Origin of the sequence: Streptomyces tirandamycinicus, from assembly GCF_003097515.1 — a bacterium.
Taxonomy (GTDB): Bacteria; Actinomycetota; Actinomycetes; order Streptomycetales; family Streptomycetaceae; genus Streptomyces; species Streptomyces tirandamycinicus.
Genome location: NZ_CP029188.1, coordinates 6,539,601 through 6,556,582 on the forward strand (window position 1 = coordinate 6,539,601; position 16,982 = coordinate 6,556,582).

The following is a 16,982-nucleotide window of genomic DNA, read 5'->3' on the forward strand; positions in this document are numbered from 1 at the left end:
AGCGCCAGGCCACGGTCCCCGGTCTGGAGTCGTCGGGTTCGGTGTTTGCTAGGAGGGGGGGCGCGGGTGGAGGTCCAAGCAGGCGTTCTGACGTTGATGCGGAGGCGGTGGGCGGTCGGGTTGAGGTCGCCGTGAGCCGGAAGCAGTGACCGTGCACGCGGCCGTGCAGGACGGCGGTGGCAGCCAGCCCCACGACGATGAGTTCGGCACTTCATGGACGAGTTGGAGGCCGATGGGCCACGGAAAACATGTGAACATCATTCGCGCCCCTAACCGTTGTCCTCCGACACGGTGATGCGCCTTGGGCATGACGTAGAGGGGAAATGACGAGGAAGTGTTCGATCGTGTGGTGGGGAAGCGTGCTGGTCGGCTCTCCCTTCCCGTTCTCGCACTCGCCTGCGAGCCGTGATCCGATTACCCCCGAGCAGGCTCAATGCCGCCGACTTGCCTGATGAGACGTCAGGTAAGTCAGCACCCACTCAGCATCAGTCCCGAACGGTTCCTCGCGCGTGCGCCTGGTCGGTGGCTTCGCGACACCTGGCTGGCGCAGAAATGCGCAGGCGGGAGACCTGGTCACAACAACGCACGATTTTCCTGGAGGTCTTCGAGTCGAAGACATGTCGATGTACAGTGAGGGACGCCCCTGACCTGCAGAAAGCTGGCGGGGAGCCGTCTTCTAGGAGTCCAAAGTGCTGCGAACTTTGATCAAGTCCAAGATCCACCGGGCCACCGTGACCCAGGCCGATCTGCACTACGTCGGTTCCGTCACCGTCGACGCCGAGCTGATGGAAGCGGCCGACCTCCTTCCCGGTGAGCTCGTGCACATCGTCGACATCGACAACGGTGCCCGACTCGAGACGTACGTCATCGAGGGGGAGCGGGGATCCGGTGTCATCGGCATCAACGGTGCCGCCGCCCATCTCGTGCACCCCGGCGACCTGGTCATCCTCATCAGCTACGCGCAGGTCGACGACGCCGAGGCGCGGGCGCTGGTGCCCCGCGTCGTCCACGTCGACGGTCGGAACCGCATCGTCGAACTCGGCTCGGACCCCTCAGCGCCGGTCCCCGGGAGCGACACGGAGAGCAGCCCGCACGCCGTGCCCGCGCCCGCGGCCCCACACTGAGCGGCCGGCGGGGCTCGTGCTGGCGCTGCTGCACACCTCCCCGGTCCATGTGCCCGTCTTCGACGCGCTGCGGGACCGCCACCACCCGGGGCTGCGGCTGCGGCACACCGTCGAGGAGGAGCTGCTGGCCGGGGCCGGGGCATACGGTCCGCGGACGGTCGCGGACGCCGTGCGCGCGGCTCTGGCCGGTGCGGTCGCCGGGGGAGCGGCCGCGGTCCTGTGCACCTGTTCCACCATCGGGGCGGTGGCGGAGCGGTGTGCGGCGGACGTCGGCGTGCCCGTCCTGCGGGTCGACCGGCCCATGGCCGCGGCCGCGGCCGCCCACCGGCGGATCGTGGTCGTCGCGACGGTCGCGAGTACCGTGGCGCCCACGGTCGCGCTGATCGGGGAGGAACTCCGTCGCGGCGAACGGGGCCGGGGAGGTCAAGGCGGACCGGGCCGGGTGGCAGGCCGACTGGAAGTGTGCCGGGAGCCGGAGCTACGGGAGTCAGGCCGATCGGCCGGGCCGCGCCCGCAACCGGATCGAGGAGCCACGGTGCGCGCGGGGCGGGCGCGGGGAGTCCGCGGCCCGGCGGACGGCGCGGAGGGGGCGGACCGCGCCGAGCCGGACGGCTCCGGAAGGGTGCGCGCCCACCTCGTCGAGGGAGCTTGGGAGCGCTTCGAGTCCGGCGACCTCGACGGCTATCTGGACGCGGTCGCCGCCGCCGTCGACGCGGTTCGGGAAGCCGATGTGATCGTCCTGGCCCAGGCGTCCATGGCGGACGCGGCGGCCCGCGCCACGACCCCCGTCCCCGTGCTCTCCAGTCCCCGCCCCGGCCTCGCGGCAGCGGCACGGGCGGTGGCGGCAGGGACGACGGCGCACCCGTGCCGATGACTGGACCGGGCATGTCGGGGAAGCCGCAGGCATGTAACCCCGACGCGCCGTCGGCCGACCCGGCGACGCCCGGCACGACCGAATCCCCGGGAGCCAGCCATGACCCAGCCGCCGCCCGACCCCGCACCCCCCACGCCGGTGCCCCCGGACCCCGTACCACCGACGCCGCCACCCGACCCGGTGCCGCCGGCTCCCACGCCGCCTCCGGAGCCCGGCCCTGGACCGGCACCCGGGCCTCCGCCCGGACCCGTGCCCCCGCCGCAACCGCCGCCCGGTCCCGCGCCGGATCCGATTCCGAAACCGCCGGGACCGGATCCGGTACCCGGGCCGGACCCCCAGCCCGGCCCACTCAGCTGACGCCGGAGGAGTCGACGCCGCCCCACGGACGCCGCACGGTCGCCCCACGGACGCGCCGCGGGCACGGCGTGCGCACGGCGTGGCGCGAGGCGGCGCCACGACGCCGGGCGCGGCGTGCCGCGGCGTGCCGTACCGGACACGCCGCGGCACGCCGCGCCCACGACTCAGTCCGTGCCCACCTCCGACCGGTCGCCGCCCCAGAGCGTGTGGAACGACCCCTTCCGGTCCGTGCGCCGATAGGTGTGCGCGCCGAAGAAGTCCCGCTGGGCCTGGGTGAGCGCCGCCGGGAGCCGGCGTGCGCGCAGCGCGTCGTAGTACGCGAGCGCCGCCGAGAACCCCGGCGTCGGCACGCCCTGGCGTACCGCGGTGGCCACCACGGCGCGCCAGTCGTCCTGGGCCGCGCCGATCTCCTCGGCGAACTGCTTGTCGGACAGCAGGCTCGGCAGATCGGGCCGCGTGTCGAACGCCGTCCTGATCCGGTCCAGGAAGGCCGCGCGGATGATGCACCCGGCCCGCCAGATCGCGGCCACCGCGCCCAGGTCGATGTTCCAGCCGTAGGTCTCGCCGCCGGCCCGGATCTGGTGGAAGCCCTGGGTGTACGACACGATCTTCGACGCGTAGAGGGCCTGTTCCACCTGCGCGGCGAAGCGGGCGGCGTCCTTCTCACCGAGCGGCTGCGGCGCCGGGCCCGGCAGCGCGTGCGAGGCCTCGCGCAGCTCGACGTGCCCGGACAGCGAGCGGGCGAAGACGGCCTCCGCGATGCCGGACACCGGCACGCCCAGATCGAGGGCGATCTGCACCGTCCAGCGGCCGGTGCCCTTCTGCTCGGCCCGGTCGGCGACCACGTCGACGAACGGCTTCCCGGTGTCCGGGTCCGTGTGCGCCAGCACCTCGGCGGTGATCTCGATCAGATACGAGTCGAGCCGCCCCCTGTTCCACTCCCGGAACGTCTCCGCGATCTTCCCGGGCGAGTATCCGGCGACTGAGCGCAGCAGGTGGTACGCCTCGGCGATCAGCTGCATGTCGGCGTACTCGATGCCGTTGTGGACCATCTTCACGAAGTGGCCCGCGCCGTCGGGGCCGACGTGCGTGGTGCAGGGCGTGCCGTCCGCCGCCTTCGCGGCGATCTTCTCCAGCATCGGGCCCAGCGTGTCGTACGACTCGGTGGAACCGCCGGGCATGATGCTCGGCCCGTGCAGCGCACCCTCCTCACCGCCGGACACGCCCACCCCCACGAAGTGGATGCCGCGCTCGCGGAGTTCGCGTTCACGCCGCCGGGTGTCCTCGAAGTGGGCGTTACCGCCGTCGATGATCTGGTCGCCGGGTTCCAGCAGCGGGGCGAACTCCTCGATCACCGCGTCCGTCGGGGAACCCGCCTTGACCATGATCACCAGGCGGCGGGGGCGCTCCAGCGCGGCGACGAACTCCTCCGCCGACTCGGTGGGGACGAAGGCCCCCTCGTCGCCGAAGGACTCGACGAGTTCCCGGGTGCGGGCGGTGGTCCGGTTGTGCAGGGCGACCGTGTAGCCGTTGCGCGCGAAGTTGCGGGCGAGATTGCGGCCCATCACCGCGAGGCCGGTGACGCCGATCTGGGCGGTACCACTCATACGTGTGCTCCTGGAGTCCGTCGACTGCGTGCGGTCATGCGGAAGTGCGCCTCCCCGTGACCAGTATGAATACGCGTCACCGGTGTGCGGTGTTCATAGGGCGGGGAGTCGCGCGAGGGGGCGCATCGTCCGGCGTTCCCCGCGGGACGGTGGTGCGCCCTGCGCCGGGGCGCCGCACGCACCCCCTTGTCATGTCTTGTGGCGGGCCAATAGCTTTGGCGGCTGCTGAGGCGTTCGAGGGGGGACCCATGACCGTTCGTGGACGACACCGCCGGTACCAGCCGAGCCGTATCAACCGGTTATCGCTCACCGTGACCGCCGGTGGCGCGGGCATGGCGCTGCCGCTGGTCGCGGCGGGCACGGCCGACGCCGCGCCCGAGGACGTCTGGGAGAAGGTCGCGGCCTGCGAGTCCACCGGCAACTGGCGGATCAACACGGGCAACGGCTACTTCGGCGGCCTCCAGTTCAGCCAGTCCACCTGGGAGGAGTACGGCGGGACGGCCTACGCCGCGCGCGCCGACCTCGCCACCCGGGAGCAGCAGATAGCCGTCGCCGAGAAGGTGCTGGACGGCCAGGGGCCGGGAGCCTGGCCGGTCTGCTCCTCCCGCGCGGGACTGACCCGCGACGGCGGCACACCGGACGTCCCACCCGAACGGCAGGTCCGCCCGCAGTCCTCGTCGTCCCGGCCGACCACCGGGCAGGCGACGCCGACGGCGATCCCCGCACAGCGCGAGAGCTACACGGTGACGCCCGGCGACTCGCTCTCCGGGATCGCCGCGACCGAGCGGGTCGGCGGCGGCTGGCGGGCGCTCTACGAGACCAACCGGAAGGTCGTCGGCGACGACCCCGATCTCATCCACCCCGGCCAGCGGCTGGTGCTGCGGGGCTCCGCCCCCGCACCGTCGAAGAGCCGTCCGGAGTCCCGGCCCGCGTCCCCGCCGAAGACGCAGCCGCCGAAGTCGCAGCCGCCGAAGGCCGCGGCGCAGCCCGCCGCCCCGCCGCGGCAGAAGCAGCGGGCGACGCCTCAACCGGAACCCTCGCAGGAGAAGCGCGCGGACCGCGACCAGCGCGGCGGCGGTCTCAGCGCACCGGTCGCCGCCGGCACCGGCACCGCGTACGGCAAGGCCGGCTCGGCCTGGTCCAGCGGCTACCACACGGGCGTGGACTTCCCCGTGCCGACCGGCACGTCGGTGAAGGCCGTGGCCCCGGGCCGGGTGGTCTCGGCGGGCTGGGCGGGGGCGTACGGCTACCAGATCGTCCTCCGGCACGACGACGGCAAGTACAGCCAGTACGCCCACCTGTCGGCGCTCACCGTGCGCGAAGGGCAGCGGGTCAACAGCGGCCAGCGGATCGCCCGTTCGGGATCGACCGGCAACAGCACCGGACCGCACCTCCACTTCGAGGTGCGCACCGGGCCGGGGTACGGTTCGGACATCGATCCGCTCAGGTACCTCCGTTCGGGCGGCGTCAGCATCTGACTCCCCTCGTGCGGCGCCGCGCGGCCGCCGCCGTATGCTGCACCCGCGGCGAAGCCGGGGCCCCGCGGACATCGGGCCCGGGGCACGCAGGACGACGGAGCGAGCCGGGAGGGGCGCGTGGAGCGGACCCGGGTGGAGTCGATCGGCGGCTTCTTCGCGACCCGGTACGGAGAGCCCGGTCCTGGTCATCTGCCGCTGTCGAGGCTCTACGCGGGCGAGCTCGCGCCGCTCACCGCCCGCGTCGACCGGGTCGCGGCGCGGCTGGGCGCCTCCGAACGCCGGGTCGCCGCCTCCATCGCCCACCTCGGTCTCGCCGCCCGCCTCTGGTCCACGGCGCTCGGCCCGGCCGCGCTCCACGGAACGTTCCCCGACCCGGCCGCCGACGGGCTGTACTGGGACCCGGAGCTCACCTCGCCCGACGACCTCCGCTGGACACGTCCCGGGACGCTCCCCGGCACCGTCGACGGCATCCGGGAGGCCGTCCAGTACGGGCACCTCGTCCCGCTCGCCGAGGCCCTGCGGAGCGACGCCCGCGTCTCCCACCGGTTGCTGTGGGGCAATGCCGGCTCCGCGCTCGCCGGCGCCCTGCGGGAGATCCACCGTTGGGCGCGGGAACACGACCGGCCCGCCGCGGCGGAGCGCGCCACCGCACTCGCGTCCGGGCTGCTGGACCATCCGGACCTGTCCGGCACCGTGGCCGGGCCGGTGCTGCGCCGCACCAGTTGCTGTCTCTACTACCGGTGCCCGGGCGGCGGGCTGTGCGGGGACTGCGTCTTCGACCGTCCGCCCCGGCGGCAGGGTGGGTAGCACCGGCGTCTTCGACCGTGCGCCCCGGCGGCGGTGACGTCAGCCGTCCACGGCGGCGGTGTCCTCGGCTGTCCCCGGCACGGCAGCGGTGCCTTCGGCCGTCCCCGGCACGCCACCGGCGTCCTCGACGTCCACTGCACCGGCGTCGTCAGCCGTCGGGCGCCCGGCCCTGTGCCCGACCGGGCGCGCCTGATCGCGGAGAGTGACCGCCCGCTACCCTCCGGGCAGCGGTTTGGTCCGCACACCCGCCTCTGACGTAAAGTTCCGCTTTTGGGATCCCCCAAGCGGACACCGAGAACACAGGGAACGGCAGCGGCGATGACGGTGACAGACGACAGCCCGGACTTCGGCCCCGGCATCGACCCCGAGCGACTGGCCGTCTGCCTGAGCGTTCTCGAGGAGCTCGACCGCCTGGAGGTCGACCACCCCGACGCCATCACGGTGCGCCGGGCCACCGCCGGGATCTACCGCACCGTGAAGCAGCGCCGCCGCCAGGAGCGCCGGGCCGCCAAGACCGCCCACGACAAGGCCGTCACCGAGGCCACGGCGACCGGTTCCGCGGAGCGGATCGACGACGAGACCCAGGGCCTGCTGCCCTCCTCCTCGGTGACGGGGGAGATCGCGGGCATACTCCGGCGCCCCCGGTCCTGCTACATCTGCAAGACCCGCTACGTCGAGGTCGACGCCTTCTACCACCAGCTGTGCCAGAAGTGCGCGGCCGAGAACCGGGCCCGCCGTGACGCCCGTACCGATCTGACCGGCCGGCGTGCGCTGCTCACCGGCGGCCGGGCCAAGATCGGCATGTACATCGCACTGCGGCTGCTCAGGGACGGCGCCCACACGACCGTCACCACCCGTTTCCCCAACGACGCGATCCGCCGCTTCAAGGCGATGCCGGACAGCGACGAGTGGATCCACCGCCTCAAGATCGTCGGCATCGACCTCCGCGATCCGGCGCAGGTCGTCGCCCTCGCCGACTCGGTCGCCGCCGAGGGGCCGCTGGACATCCTGGTCAACAACGCCGCGCAGACCGTCCGCCGGTCCCCGCAGGCGTACCGCGAGCTCGTCACGGCCGAGGGGGCCCCGCTGCCCGCCGGCGAGCTGCCCGCCGCCGAGGTGATCGGCACGTTCGGCAGCGGTGGGGTGGACCGGGTCGCGGCGCTGCCCGGGCCCCGGTCGGAGAGCCTGACCGCCCAGGACGTCACCGCTCTCGCCCTCGTCTCCGGGTCGGCGTCACCGGCCCGGATCGAGGCCGGTACCGCGATCGACGCCGGCGGGCTGGTGCCCGATCTGCACGACAGCAACAGCTGGATCCAGACCGTCTCCGAGGTCGACCCGGTCGAGCTGCTCGAAGTGCAGCTGTGCAACTCCACGGCGCCGTTCATCCTGATCAGCCGGCTGCGTGCGGCGATGGCCGCCTCCCCGGCCAGGCGCAAGTACGTCGTGAACGTCTCCGCCATGGAGGGCGTCTTCAGCCGCGGCTACAAGGGCGCTGGCCATCCGCACACCAACATGGCCAAGGCGGCGCTCAACATGCTCACGCGTACCAGCGCCCAGGAGATGTTCGAGGCCGACCGCATCCTGATGACCGCCGTCGACACCGGCTGGATCACCGACGAGCGCCCCCACCCGGACAAGGTGCGCCTCGCGGCCGAGGGCTTCCACGCGCCGCTCGACCTGGTCGACGGCGCGGCCCGGGTGTACGACCCGATCGTGCGCGGTGAGGCCGGCGAGGACCTCTTCGGCTGCTTCCTGAAGGACTACGACCGCGCGAACTGGTGAGTAGCCGGGCGAACGGCACATGAGCCGCGGGCACCCCGCAGGCGTACCGCGAGCACCTCGTACGTGAGCCGCGAGGCACCCCGCAGGTGAGTCGCGCGGGCCCCGTACCCGAGTCGCGAGGTAACCCGAACGGCGGATTCCCCCGGGCGAGCAAGACTCCCCGGGGGTTTCCTGTACCCGATGGGCCGTCACCTTGGGATGGTTTCCGGCAAAGAAGCGCCCGATGTGACGTAATCCATCGAGCGCAGCCGCGCTCATTTGGTTAGTCTGGAACCCACGGACGGTCGGCAAGGGGCCCACGAAACCCCCCGAGACCGCCCCGGGACAGGTCCGCAACCTCGGCCGCGATCCCGCCCGAAGAACGGCGCCACCGCGACCGGACCGACTTTGTCCCTGTGAACGCGACACTAAGGAGTGCGCGGTGACGACTGAAACGAAGAAGAAGACCAAGCCCTCGGCGGAACCCGGCGAACGACCCGGGCGGCCGGACGAGCTCGGAAGCCTCGAGGTCTGGGCGCGATCCGCGCCGATCAGGCTGGCCGGCTACGAGGACGACCTCGCCGAGCCGCACATCCTGCAGGGCATCGACTGATCTCGCGCCCCACGGCTGTCACACCCCCGGTCCCCTCGGACCGGGGGTGACTGCGTCCCGGCCGGCCGGGCACGTCAGGCCTGCCCCGCGGGGACGTCCCCGGCCCTCAGCCGGGTGGGCGGCAGGTACTCGCGCACGAAGCGCCGCTGCCACCACGCACCCGTGGCGCGCCGCTGCCGCCGGTCCGTGAACGTGTAGTGGTACAGCCGGGCCCTGACGTACGACGGCGGTGCGTCCGGGAACGGATTGCCCCGCAGCAGCCTCAGGGTGTCCCGGTCGTTCTCCAGCAGCCGCTGCACGAAGCCGCCGAACCAGGGACGGGCGTACGCGGGGGACAGGGCGGCGAACCACATCAGCCAGTCCAGGCGCAGATGGTACGGGGCGTACTGCCGGGGGACCCGGCGGACGTCCCCCGGCTTGCCCTTGAACGCGTACTCCCGCCACACGGTGCCCGGTCGCGGCACCCGCTCGTCCGTGCCCTCGACCACGACCTCGTAGCGGACCCTCCCCACCGTGCCGAACGCGCCGTAGGTGTTGACCAGGTGGAGCGGGTCGAAGGACCGGTTCATCGCCTGCCGCCGGGAGACCATGTTGCGCACCGGGTGGTAGCTCAGCGCGAGGACGAGAGCGGTCACCGCGATCACCAGGACCTCGTACCAGAGTGGCGGGGCCGGCAGCGGGGGCGGAGCGGCGAGCGCGGAGAGGTCGACGGCCGGGAGCGCGAGCGCGATCGTCAGCCAGTTGAGCCAGGCGAAGTTGCCGGACAGGACCAGCCACAGCTGGGTGGCGACGATCAGCCCCGCCGCCGCCGAGGCGATGGGCTGGGGCGTGAACAGAAGTACCGGCACCAGCAGTTGGGTCACATGGTTGGCGGCTGCCTCGACCCGGTGCAGCGGTTTCGGCAGGCGGTGGAAGTACCGGCTGAGCGGTCCCGGCATCGGCTGGGTCTCATGGTGGTGGTAGAGGCACGTCAGCCGGCGCCAGCACTCGTCACCCCGGATCTTGATGAGCCCGGCGCCGAACTCCACCCGGAACAGCAGCCAGCGCAGCAGCCACAGCACCAGCACCGGGGGCGCGGTCCGCTCGTTGCCGAGGAAGACCGCCAGGAACCCCGCCTCCAGCAGGAGCGACTCCCAGCCGAAGGCGTACCAGGTCTGCCCGACGTTGACGATCGACAGGTACAGCGCCCACAGCACGGCCCACCACAGCATCGCCGTCCACAGCGGCAGACGGTCGGCCGCGCCCCCGAGCAGCGCGGCCGAGAGTGCCGCCCCCGTCCAGGCGCAGCAGGCGAAGAACCGGTCCGAGTAGTGCAGTTGGAAGATGCTCGGTGCCCGCCGCATCGGGGCGTGCCGCAGGTACTCGGGCACCGGAAGCATGCCGCGCTCGCCGATCAGGGCGCGGAACTGGAGGGCCGCCCCGACGAAGGCCACCAGGTACAGCGCGGCGAGGGCCCGCTGGAAGACGAGTCTGCTCAGCCAGTAGTCGGGTGCCGAGAACCACTCCATCGCGGACCTCCCGTACCCCCAGTGTCCGCCCGGTCCACCAGGCGCCGCAGCCCGGCACCGAGCCGCCGCGCGTACATCCGCTGGGCCACCGGTACGAGGGGCCCGGCGAGCCGGGTGTACCAGCGGGCGGGTCTGCTGAAGGCCGTCACCGTGAACCACACGGTGCCGTCCTCCGCCAGCTCCGCGAGGAAGCTCTCCTCACCGCACTCGGGGTGGCCGGCCAGGGTGCCGTAGGCGAATCCGACGCGGTGCGGCCCGTACGCGGTCCAGATCACCCGGCAGGGGGCCCGGAAGCGCAGCGGCCCGACGCCGAGGGAGACCTCGACCGAGGTGCCCGGTTCGGCGCGTGCGGTGGAGGCGGTCACCCGCGCGCCGGACGCGCGGTGCATCCGCCAGCCGGTGATGGCGGCTCCCGCGGTCTCGAGTGCCGCGCGGCCGCTGCCCACCCGCATGCGGATGTGCAGGTGGTGGTAGCCGCCGGGGAGGGGGAGGCGGCGGGTCGCGCCGGTCTCGGCGTAGTTGAGTCCATGAGGGAAGGTCATGCGGTCGCTCTCCCCGGTGCGGTCGGTGCGGTCGGTGCGGTCGGTGCGGTCGGTGGGGTCGGTGGGGTCGGTGGGGTCGGAGGAGCTGGTGTGGTTGCTCGTGCCGCTCGTGCCGGTCGAGTCGGCGGGGTCGGCGGGGTCGGTTGTGCCGGTCGGGCCGGTCGGTCGGGTCGGTGGGTTGGTCGGGCCGGCGCGGTGGTCCCCGCGCCGGGGTGGGCTCGGCGCGCGGCGCTCCCGGCGCGGCCCGCTCATGTGGTCTTCTCCGCCAGTCGCAGCAGGGCCGCCAGCGAGCAGAGGGCGAAGCCCAGGGCGTTGCCGAGGCCATGGGTGGCGGCCATCCAGGTGAGGCTGGGGTGCGGCAGGCCGGTGGCCTCGCCGAGGGCCCAGCTGAGGGCGAGGAGCATGGTCGCCACCAGAACGGCCGCCGAGACCCCCAGAAGCCTGCGAATCAGCCGTTCGGCCCTGCCGGTGCGGACATCGCGCCAGGTCAGCAGCGCGACGGCCCACATCCCGGCGGTCAGTAGCACCGCCCCGGCCAGCTCGACCCAGTCGCCCGTGAAGTAGCCGGCGAGTACCAGCAGGGTGCCCGCCGGCACGCTGAGCGCCGCGAACCGTCCGGTGGCGCCCCGGGCGGAACGGCAGACCAGGCCCGCGACCAGCGCCGCGGCGAAGCCCGCGAAGTGGAAGTGCGGCACGGTCAGGGCCAGGATCTCCAGGTCGAATCCCAGCAGTTCACGGCCGGAGCGTTCGGCCACCAGGGCGACCCCGGCGACGGCCGGCGCGACCAGCGCCGTGAGCACGGCGATCTCCGGTGGCGCCAGCGAACGGGTGCGGCGCAGCCGGGCGGGGGCGTGCAGGGCGAGGGCGGCGGTGGCGAGGGCGTAGACCGCGGCCAGAGCCGTGGCGAGCGCGCCCCGGGGCAGCCACAGGCTGACGGCGCCGGGCAGGGCGAGCAGGGGCCAGAGCCGGCGGACGGCACCCGGCTCAGGGCCCGGCACCAGCCGCAGCCCCAGCGGCACGATCACCAGCATGCCGAGCATCACGATCACGTTGACCAGCGCGGTCATCGTGTCACCCCCGGGATTGAACGCGTTCAGTTCCGTGGTCGAGCATAAGGGTGACTCTTGAACGCGTTCAAGTCGCGGTATCGGGAGCCATGGGGCAAGACAGGGAGTGATCACTCCGGGTACACCCTCACAACAGGCGGGAGATGGCGGGGCATGTTCGTGCGCTCACCGATGTATCGCCGGCACGCCGGGCTGGCCGCGTTGTCGGCCGGCCTGTCGGCCGCACTGCTGGTCACTGGCTGCGGCAGTCTGACGGATCAGGGGCAGTCGGGATCGACCCCCTCACAGGAGGTCCGCCTGCTGTCGGCCGCGGAGCCGGGCCCTGATCCGTTCACCCCCTCCACGGCCACCGCGACGGCCGTGTCCCGGCAGCTCCCGGCGCCCCGTGTCTCCACCTCCGCCTCCGCTTCCGCATCCGGGGGGAAGGACACCTCGGTGCGGTCCATCCGCACCGTGCTGGGCTCCGCCCCCGGGCTGTACGGCGGCACCCGGTCCGTCGCCAGCTGCGACGTGGAGCAGCAGATCCGCCTTCTGGTCGCCGACCAGGGCAAGGCGCAGGCGTTCACCGAGGGCGTCGGCGTCGGCCAGCACGACATGCCGGGCTTCCTGCGGGGCCTGACCCCCGTGATGCTGCGCGCCGACGCACGGCTCACCAACCACGGCTACCGCGACGGGATCGCCCAGCGCCATCAGGTGGTCCTGCAGGCCGGGACCGCCGTGCTGGTCGACGAGCACGGCTCGCCCCGGGTCCGCTGCGCCTCCGGCAGTCCGCTCGCCTCGCCCGTGGTGACCGCCGGGCCCGTGAACGAGCAGGGCAAGCCCTGGCAGGGGTACGACCGTGACCGCGTGGTCGTGATCACCAGGGCCGCGCACGTGATCGACAACCTGGTGCTCGTGGACATGGCCGCCGGTACCTGGATGGAGCGCAGGAGCGGATCGGACGGCGAGGCGGACCAGAACCCGCAGGTGCCGCCCGCGTACGACCCGGGCCTCCATGTCGTCGACGCCCCCCAGGTGCCGCTGCCGGCCGCGCCCGGCTCGCCGAGCGAGCCCCCGCCGCCGAGCCCCGACGCGCCGGCCCCCCAGCCGGCGTCCCCGGAGGCGGTCCGCCCCGGCACCCCGAGCGCGCCGCCCCGCGGCCCCGACGGCCCGCCGCCCATCCTTCCGGACGCGCCGCTGCCCGACGGGGTCGGCCAGGGCACCGGCGGACCGGACGCCGGCGTCCCCGGCGCGTTCGACCGCCAGGGCGCCGGCCAGAGCGACAGCGACATCCTGATCTCGCCGGACTCCGGCGGTGGCGCGGGCCAGGGCGCGGGTACCGCCGGTGGCGGCAACCCCGACGGCGCGCCCGACGTCATCCTGCCGGACGCGCCGCTTCCCGACGCGCCGCTTCCGGGCGGTGCCGGGACCGGCACCGGCGGCGCGACCGGTGCCGGGCTGCCCGCCGCCGGCGGCGGTGGGAGCGTGCAGGGCTGAGACCGCCCCCGCTCGCTCGATAAATCGGACAAATGATGGCAGAGTGTCACCATGGCTGATCGGGCAGCGGGGGCCCTGTCGCTTCCCGACGACTGGCCCGCCAACCCGGATCTGAGCCTGGCCCTCAACCGTATGGGCAGCTTCGACTGGGACCTCGACAGCGGGCTGATGCACCTCGATCAGCCCGCTCTCGACGTGTTCGACACGCCCGCCGACCAGTACGACGGCCGCCCCGAGAGCCTCGCCCGGCGCTTCCCGCGCGGCGAGGCGGCCAGGCTGGACGAGCTGGTCTCGCAGGCGCTGAAGAACGGCAGCTCCCACTACGGCGCGTACTTCCGCATCCGCTGCCGCAACGGGACCCTGCGCTGGACGCACACCCAGGGGTCGGTGCTCCGCGATGCCGGCGGCCGGGCGCACCGCATCATCGGCATCGTCCGCGACGCCACCCGGGAGCTCGCGGAATCCTCCGCCCGGGTCGAGCTCGACGCCGAACGCCGCCGCCAGACCAGCGTCGTGGAGAGCACCACGGCCGCCCTCGCCCACGCCAGGACCGTCAGCGACGTCATCGACGTGCTCAAGGACTCGCACGGGCTGGAGCACCTCGGCGCCACCAGCCTGGTGATGGGGCTGCTGGAGTCAGGCCGCATCCACCTCGTCGCGGAGGGACCGGAGGGCTCCTTCGTCCCCGGCACCCGCTTCACCCGGGTCGACGAGCAGTACCCGATGAGCGAGGTCATCCGCACCCTGGTGCCCCGGTTCATCGAGTCCAAGGAGGACTTCGCCGGCTCCTACCCCCGGCTCTGGCCGCACATCAGCGGACTCGGCATCACCTCGGCGGCCTACATGCCGCTGATCGCCCAGGCCCGGCCGATCGGCGCGCTCGGTCTGCTCTACCGGGAGAAGACCGGCTTCACCACCGAGGAGCGGAATCTGCTCGTGGCGCTGAGCAGCAGCATCGCGCAGAGCCTGCAGCGGGCCATGCTCTTCGAGCAGGAGCACGACCTGGCCGAGGGACTCCAGCAGGCCATGCTGCCCCGCCGTATCCCCTCCGTCCCCGGGGCGAGGATCGCGGTGCGCTACCGCTCGGCCCGCCTCGGCCGGGACATCGGCGGCGACTGGTACGACGTCATCCCGCTGCCCGGCGGCCGGGTCGGCGCGATCATCGGCGACGTCCAGGGCCACGACACCCACGCCGCCGCGGTCATGGGCCAGTTGCGGATCGTGCTGCGCGCGTACGCGGCCGAAGGGCACACCCCCGCGACCGTGATGGCCCGCGCCTCGGTCTTCCTCCACGAGCTCGACACCGACCGCTTCGCGACCTGCATCTACGCGGAGGCCGACCTCACCACCGGAGTCGTGCAGATGGTCCGCGCGGGCCATGTCGACCCGCTGCTCCTCGACTCCGGCGGCGAGGCCCGCCGGATCTCGGTGGAGGGCGGGCTGCCGCTCGGGCTGTCCGCCGAGTTCGGCCGGCTCGAGTACCCCGTCGCCACCGTGGAACTCGACCCCGGGCAGACCCTGTTGCTCTACACCGACGGGCTCGTCGAGCAGCCGGGTGCCGACCTCGACGACGGCATGCGGCAGCTCACCACCATGATCCGGGGCGGTTCCAAGAACCTCCAGATGCTCGCGGACCAGCTCTGCGAGGAGGTCGGCGAGCGGGGCGGCGACGACGACGTCGCCCTGCTGCTGCTCCAGCGCCGCGGCGCGTACGCCCCGCACGCCGGGGGGCGGTTGCAGCAGCACGTCGCCCAGAACGACCCCGAGGCGCTCAGCTCCGCCCGGCACATGATCCGGGCCGCCGTGCGGGCCTGGGGCGCCGCGGACCGGTCGGACGAGATCGAGCTGGCCGCGGACGAGCTGATCACCAATGCCCTGATGCACACCGACGGCGGGGCGATCGTGACCGTACGCGTGCTGACGGGCACCGAACGACGGCTGCGGGCCGAGGTCGAGGACTCCTCCAGCGCCCTGCCCAGGCGGCGGGAGGCCGGGGACGCCGGGGTCTCCGGCCGGGGGCTGATGCTGGTGGACCGGCTGGCGGACGTCTGGGGCGTGGAGTCGCGCGGCACCGGCAAGTGCGTGTGGTGCGAGTTCACCGTCCCGGACCGGTCGGCAACCTGAAGACTACCTGACGGTAACCGTATGTAACGTGATTGTACTTGACCGTAACCGACCGCAGGCGATTGACTGCTGATTCCTGTGTTCCGGCCCTCCTAGGACATGAGGACCCCCTTGAGCACCAAGCTGCTGGCACCCCTGGATCTGGCCTTCTGGCACCTCGAGTCCGCCGACCACCCGATGCACCTCGGCGCGCTCGCGTACTTCGCCCCGCCCGAGTCCGGGGACGCCGGTACCGGCACGTCCGGCAGCGAGGAGATCCTCGCCCTGCTGGCGGCCCGCGCCTCGGCGATTCCCCGGCTGCGCATGCGCGTCCGCGACGTGCTGCTGCCCGTGGGCGGTGCCGCCTGGACCGCGGACAAGGACTTCGACGTACGGCGTCATCTGCGCCGGATCAGGCTGCCGGCGGGTGACTTCGCGGCGTCCGCGGCCACCCTCGCCGGGGAGCTGATGGAACGCCCGCTCGAACGGGGGCTGCCGCCCTGGGAGATGTACCTGCTCACCGGAGGCCCGGGAGACCCGTTCGCCGTCCTGGTCAAGCTGCATCACGCCCTCGCCGACGGCATGCGGGCCGTCGCCATCGGGGCCGGGATCTTCGACGAGATCGCCGGGCCGCTCGCCGCACGCGCCTGCAGGCACGGCCGCCGGGCCGGCCGGAGCCCCGCGGCCGTACCGCCCCGCTCCTGGCTGCCCGGTCCCTGGCAGGTCGCCGGGATGGCCCGCGGCCGCATCGAGGAGCTGGGCCGGGCCGTCGGCGTCGGCGCCTCCCTGGTGGGCGCCTCGCTCGCCCGGGCCGGCCGGCTCGACCCGCGAGGCAGCGCGGCGCTCAGCGCCAGCTCCAGCGGCACCCGCAGGCTCGCCACATCGGTGCTCGACCTCGACGACGTCCACGAGGTCCGCAGGGTCGCCGGCGGCACCGCGAACGACGTCCTCCTCGCCACCGTCGCCGGGGCGCTGCGCCGCTGGATGGCCGAGCGGGGCGACGCCCTGCCGGCCGCCGACCCCTGCGCCCTCGTCCCGGTGTCGAGGCGCCGCCCCGGCGGCCCGCCCGGCTCCGCGAACAAGCTGTCCGCGTATCTGCTCGACCTCCCCGTCACCGAACCCGACCCCTGGGCCCGGCTGTACGCGGTCCGCGCCGGCATGGACCGGAACAAGTCGGCCGGGCCGCTGCGCGGCGCGGGTGCGGTCGCCGTGCTCGCCGACCAGCTTCCGCCGCTCGCCCACCGGTTCGGGGCGCCCCTCGCCGGGAACGCCGCCCGGATGCTGTTCGACCTGCTCGCGACCAGCGTGCCGCTGCCCCGCTCCGCACTGTCGCTCGGCGGCTGCCCGCTGCGTGCGATCTACCCGATGGCGCCGCTCGCCCGCGGCCAGTCCCTCGCCGTGGCGATGTCGACGTACGGCGGCCGGGTGCACTTCGGGCTGGTCGCCGACGGCAAGGCGCTGCCCGACGTGGACCGGCTGGCCCGCGCGGTCGAGGAGGAGCTGGCGGCGCTGCTCGAGCTGGTCCGCTAGCGTCCCGCGCCGGAGGCTGGGCTCTGCCGGTGGTTCGCCGGTCGCCGGTGGAGCGACCGGCGACCGGAACACGGCGCCCGGAACGCGGCGCCGGGAACCACCGCCGGGATCTCGCCGGCCCGACCGGCCCGACCG

At 73.5% G+C, this 16,982-nt stretch carries 13 protein-coding genes; 9 read left to right on the plus strand and 4 right to left on the minus strand.

The features are described from left to right. Positions 1-689 precede the first annotated feature (689 nt). A complete protein-coding gene (panD, locus tag DDW44_RS28245) occupies positions 690-1,124 on the plus strand; it encodes an aspartate 1-decarboxylase (protein WP_108908239.1) in 435 nt (144 codons plus the stop codon). Between the two features lie 16 nt (positions 1,125-1,140). Continuing rightward, a complete protein-coding gene (locus tag DDW44_RS28250; protein ID WP_108908240.1) occupies positions 1,141-1,998 on the plus strand; it encodes a hypothetical protein in 858 nt (285 codons plus the stop codon). A gap of 521 nt (positions 1,999-2,519) precedes the next feature. Here DDW44_RS28250 and gndA read toward each other — a convergent pair. After that, positions 2,520-3,962 carry an NADP-dependent phosphogluconate dehydrogenase gene (gene gndA, locus DDW44_RS28260; RefSeq protein WP_108908241.1) on the minus strand — a complete coding sequence of 481 codons (1,443 nt, stop codon included), beginning with the start codon at positions 3,960-3,962 and terminating at the stop codon, positions 2,520-2,522. Between the two features lie 248 nt (positions 3,963-4,210). Here gndA and DDW44_RS28265 point away from each other — a divergent pair, with 248 nt between their 5' ends. The 4 genes from DDW44_RS28265 to DDW44_RS32255 all read left to right on the plus strand — a co-directional run bounded on the left by DDW44_RS28265 (position 4,211) and on the right by DDW44_RS32255 (position 8,621). Then, positions 4,211-5,440, plus strand: a complete 1,230-nt coding sequence (locus DDW44_RS28265) for a transglycosylase family protein (protein WP_108908242.1) — start codon at positions 4,211-4,213, stop codon at positions 5,438-5,440. Positions 5,441-5,557: 117 nt separating this feature from the next. Continuing rightward, the gene (locus DDW44_RS28270) at positions 5,558-6,247 is read left to right on the plus strand and encodes a (2Fe-2S)-binding protein (protein WP_108908243.1); all 690 of its coding nucleotides are present in this window, start codon (positions 5,558-5,560) and stop codon (positions 6,245-6,247) included. 318 nt (positions 6,248-6,565) lie between these two features. After that, positions 6,566-8,029 carry an SDR family NAD(P)-dependent oxidoreductase gene (locus DDW44_RS28275; RefSeq protein WP_108908244.1) on the plus strand — a complete coding sequence of 488 codons (1,464 nt, stop codon included), beginning with the start codon at positions 6,566-6,568 and terminating at the stop codon, positions 8,027-8,029. Positions 8,030-8,450: 421 nt separating this feature from the next. Next, positions 8,451-8,621, plus strand: a complete 171-nt coding sequence (locus DDW44_RS32255) for a hypothetical protein (RefSeq protein ID WP_017947290.1) — start codon at positions 8,451-8,453, stop codon at positions 8,619-8,621. A gap of 74 nt (positions 8,622-8,695) precedes the next feature. Here DDW44_RS32255 and DDW44_RS28280 read toward each other — a convergent pair whose 3' ends face one another. The 3 genes from DDW44_RS28280 to DDW44_RS28290 form a co-directional block, all read right to left on the minus strand. Further along, positions 8,696-10,129: a lipase maturation factor family protein gene (locus DDW44_RS28280; protein ID WP_108908245.1), complete on the minus strand. Its 1,434-nt coding sequence runs from the start codon at positions 10,127-10,129 to the stop codon at positions 8,696-8,698. Continuing rightward, positions 10,096-10,671, minus strand: a complete 576-nt coding sequence (locus tag DDW44_RS28285; protein ID WP_051093178.1) for a DUF1990 family protein — start codon at positions 10,669-10,671, stop codon at positions 10,096-10,098. Before DDW44_RS28285 ends, DDW44_RS28280 begins: the two co-directional genes overlap by 34 nt. Before the next feature lie 248 nt (positions 10,672-10,919). Continuing rightward, positions 10,920-11,738, minus strand: coding sequence for a YndJ family protein (locus DDW44_RS28290; protein ID WP_108908246.1), 819 nt, complete (start codon positions 11,736-11,738; stop codon positions 10,920-10,922). Between the two features lie 153 nt (positions 11,739-11,891). On the opposite strand from DDW44_RS28290, the gene DDW44_RS28295 reads away from it, so the two are divergent. The 3 genes from DDW44_RS28295 (at position 11,892) to DDW44_RS28305 (ending at position 16,847) form a co-directional block, all read left to right on the plus strand. Then, entirely contained in the window at positions 11,892-13,214 is a 1,323-nt protein-coding gene (locus DDW44_RS28295; protein WP_108908247.1) for a DUF6777 domain-containing protein, read from the plus strand. A gap of 51 nt (positions 13,215-13,265) precedes the next feature. Further along, positions 13,266-15,338 carry a SpoIIE family protein phosphatase gene (locus tag DDW44_RS28300; protein ID WP_017947285.1) on the plus strand — a complete coding sequence of 691 codons (2,073 nt, stop codon included), beginning with the start codon at positions 13,266-13,268 and terminating at the stop codon, positions 15,336-15,338. Positions 15,339-15,449: 111 nt separating this feature from the next. Next, positions 15,450-16,847: a wax ester/triacylglycerol synthase family O-acyltransferase gene (locus tag DDW44_RS28305; RefSeq protein ID WP_108908248.1), complete on the plus strand. Its 1,398-nt coding sequence runs from the start codon at positions 15,450-15,452 to the stop codon at positions 16,845-16,847. Positions 16,848-16,982 lie beyond the last annotated feature (135 nt).

What these genes read in the sequence shown, in the direction of transcription:
- DDW44_RS28280 (WP_108908245.1), bottom strand. Translation starts at nt 10,129, where the DNA reads ATGGAGTGGTTCTCGGCACCCGACTACTGGCTGAGCAGACTCGTCTTC.
- DDW44_RS28295 (WP_108908247.1), top strand. Translation starts at nt 11,892, where the DNA reads ATGTTCGTGCGCTCACCGATGTATCGCCGGCACGCCGGGCTGGCCGCG.
- DDW44_RS28300 (WP_017947285.1), top strand. Translation starts at nt 13,266, where the DNA reads ATGGCTGATCGGGCAGCGGGGGCCCTGTCGCTTCCCGACGACTGGCCC.
- DDW44_RS28290 (WP_108908246.1), bottom strand. Translation starts at nt 11,738, where the DNA reads ATGACCGCGCTGGTCAACGTGATCGTGATGCTCGGCATGCTGGTGATC.
- DDW44_RS28275 (WP_108908244.1), top strand. Translation starts at nt 6,566, where the DNA reads ATGACGGTGACAGACGACAGCCCGGACTTCGGCCCCGGCATCGACCCC.
- DDW44_RS28265 (WP_108908242.1), top strand. Translation starts at nt 4,211, where the DNA reads ATGACCGTTCGTGGACGACACCGCCGGTACCAGCCGAGCCGTATCAAC.
- DDW44_RS28285 (WP_051093178.1), bottom strand. Translation starts at nt 10,671, where the DNA reads ATGACCTTCCCTCATGGACTCAACTACGCCGAGACCGGCGCGACCCGC.
- gndA (WP_108908241.1), bottom strand. Translation starts at nt 3,962, where the DNA reads ATGAGTGGTACCGCCCAGATCGGCGTCACCGGCCTCGCGGTGATGGGC.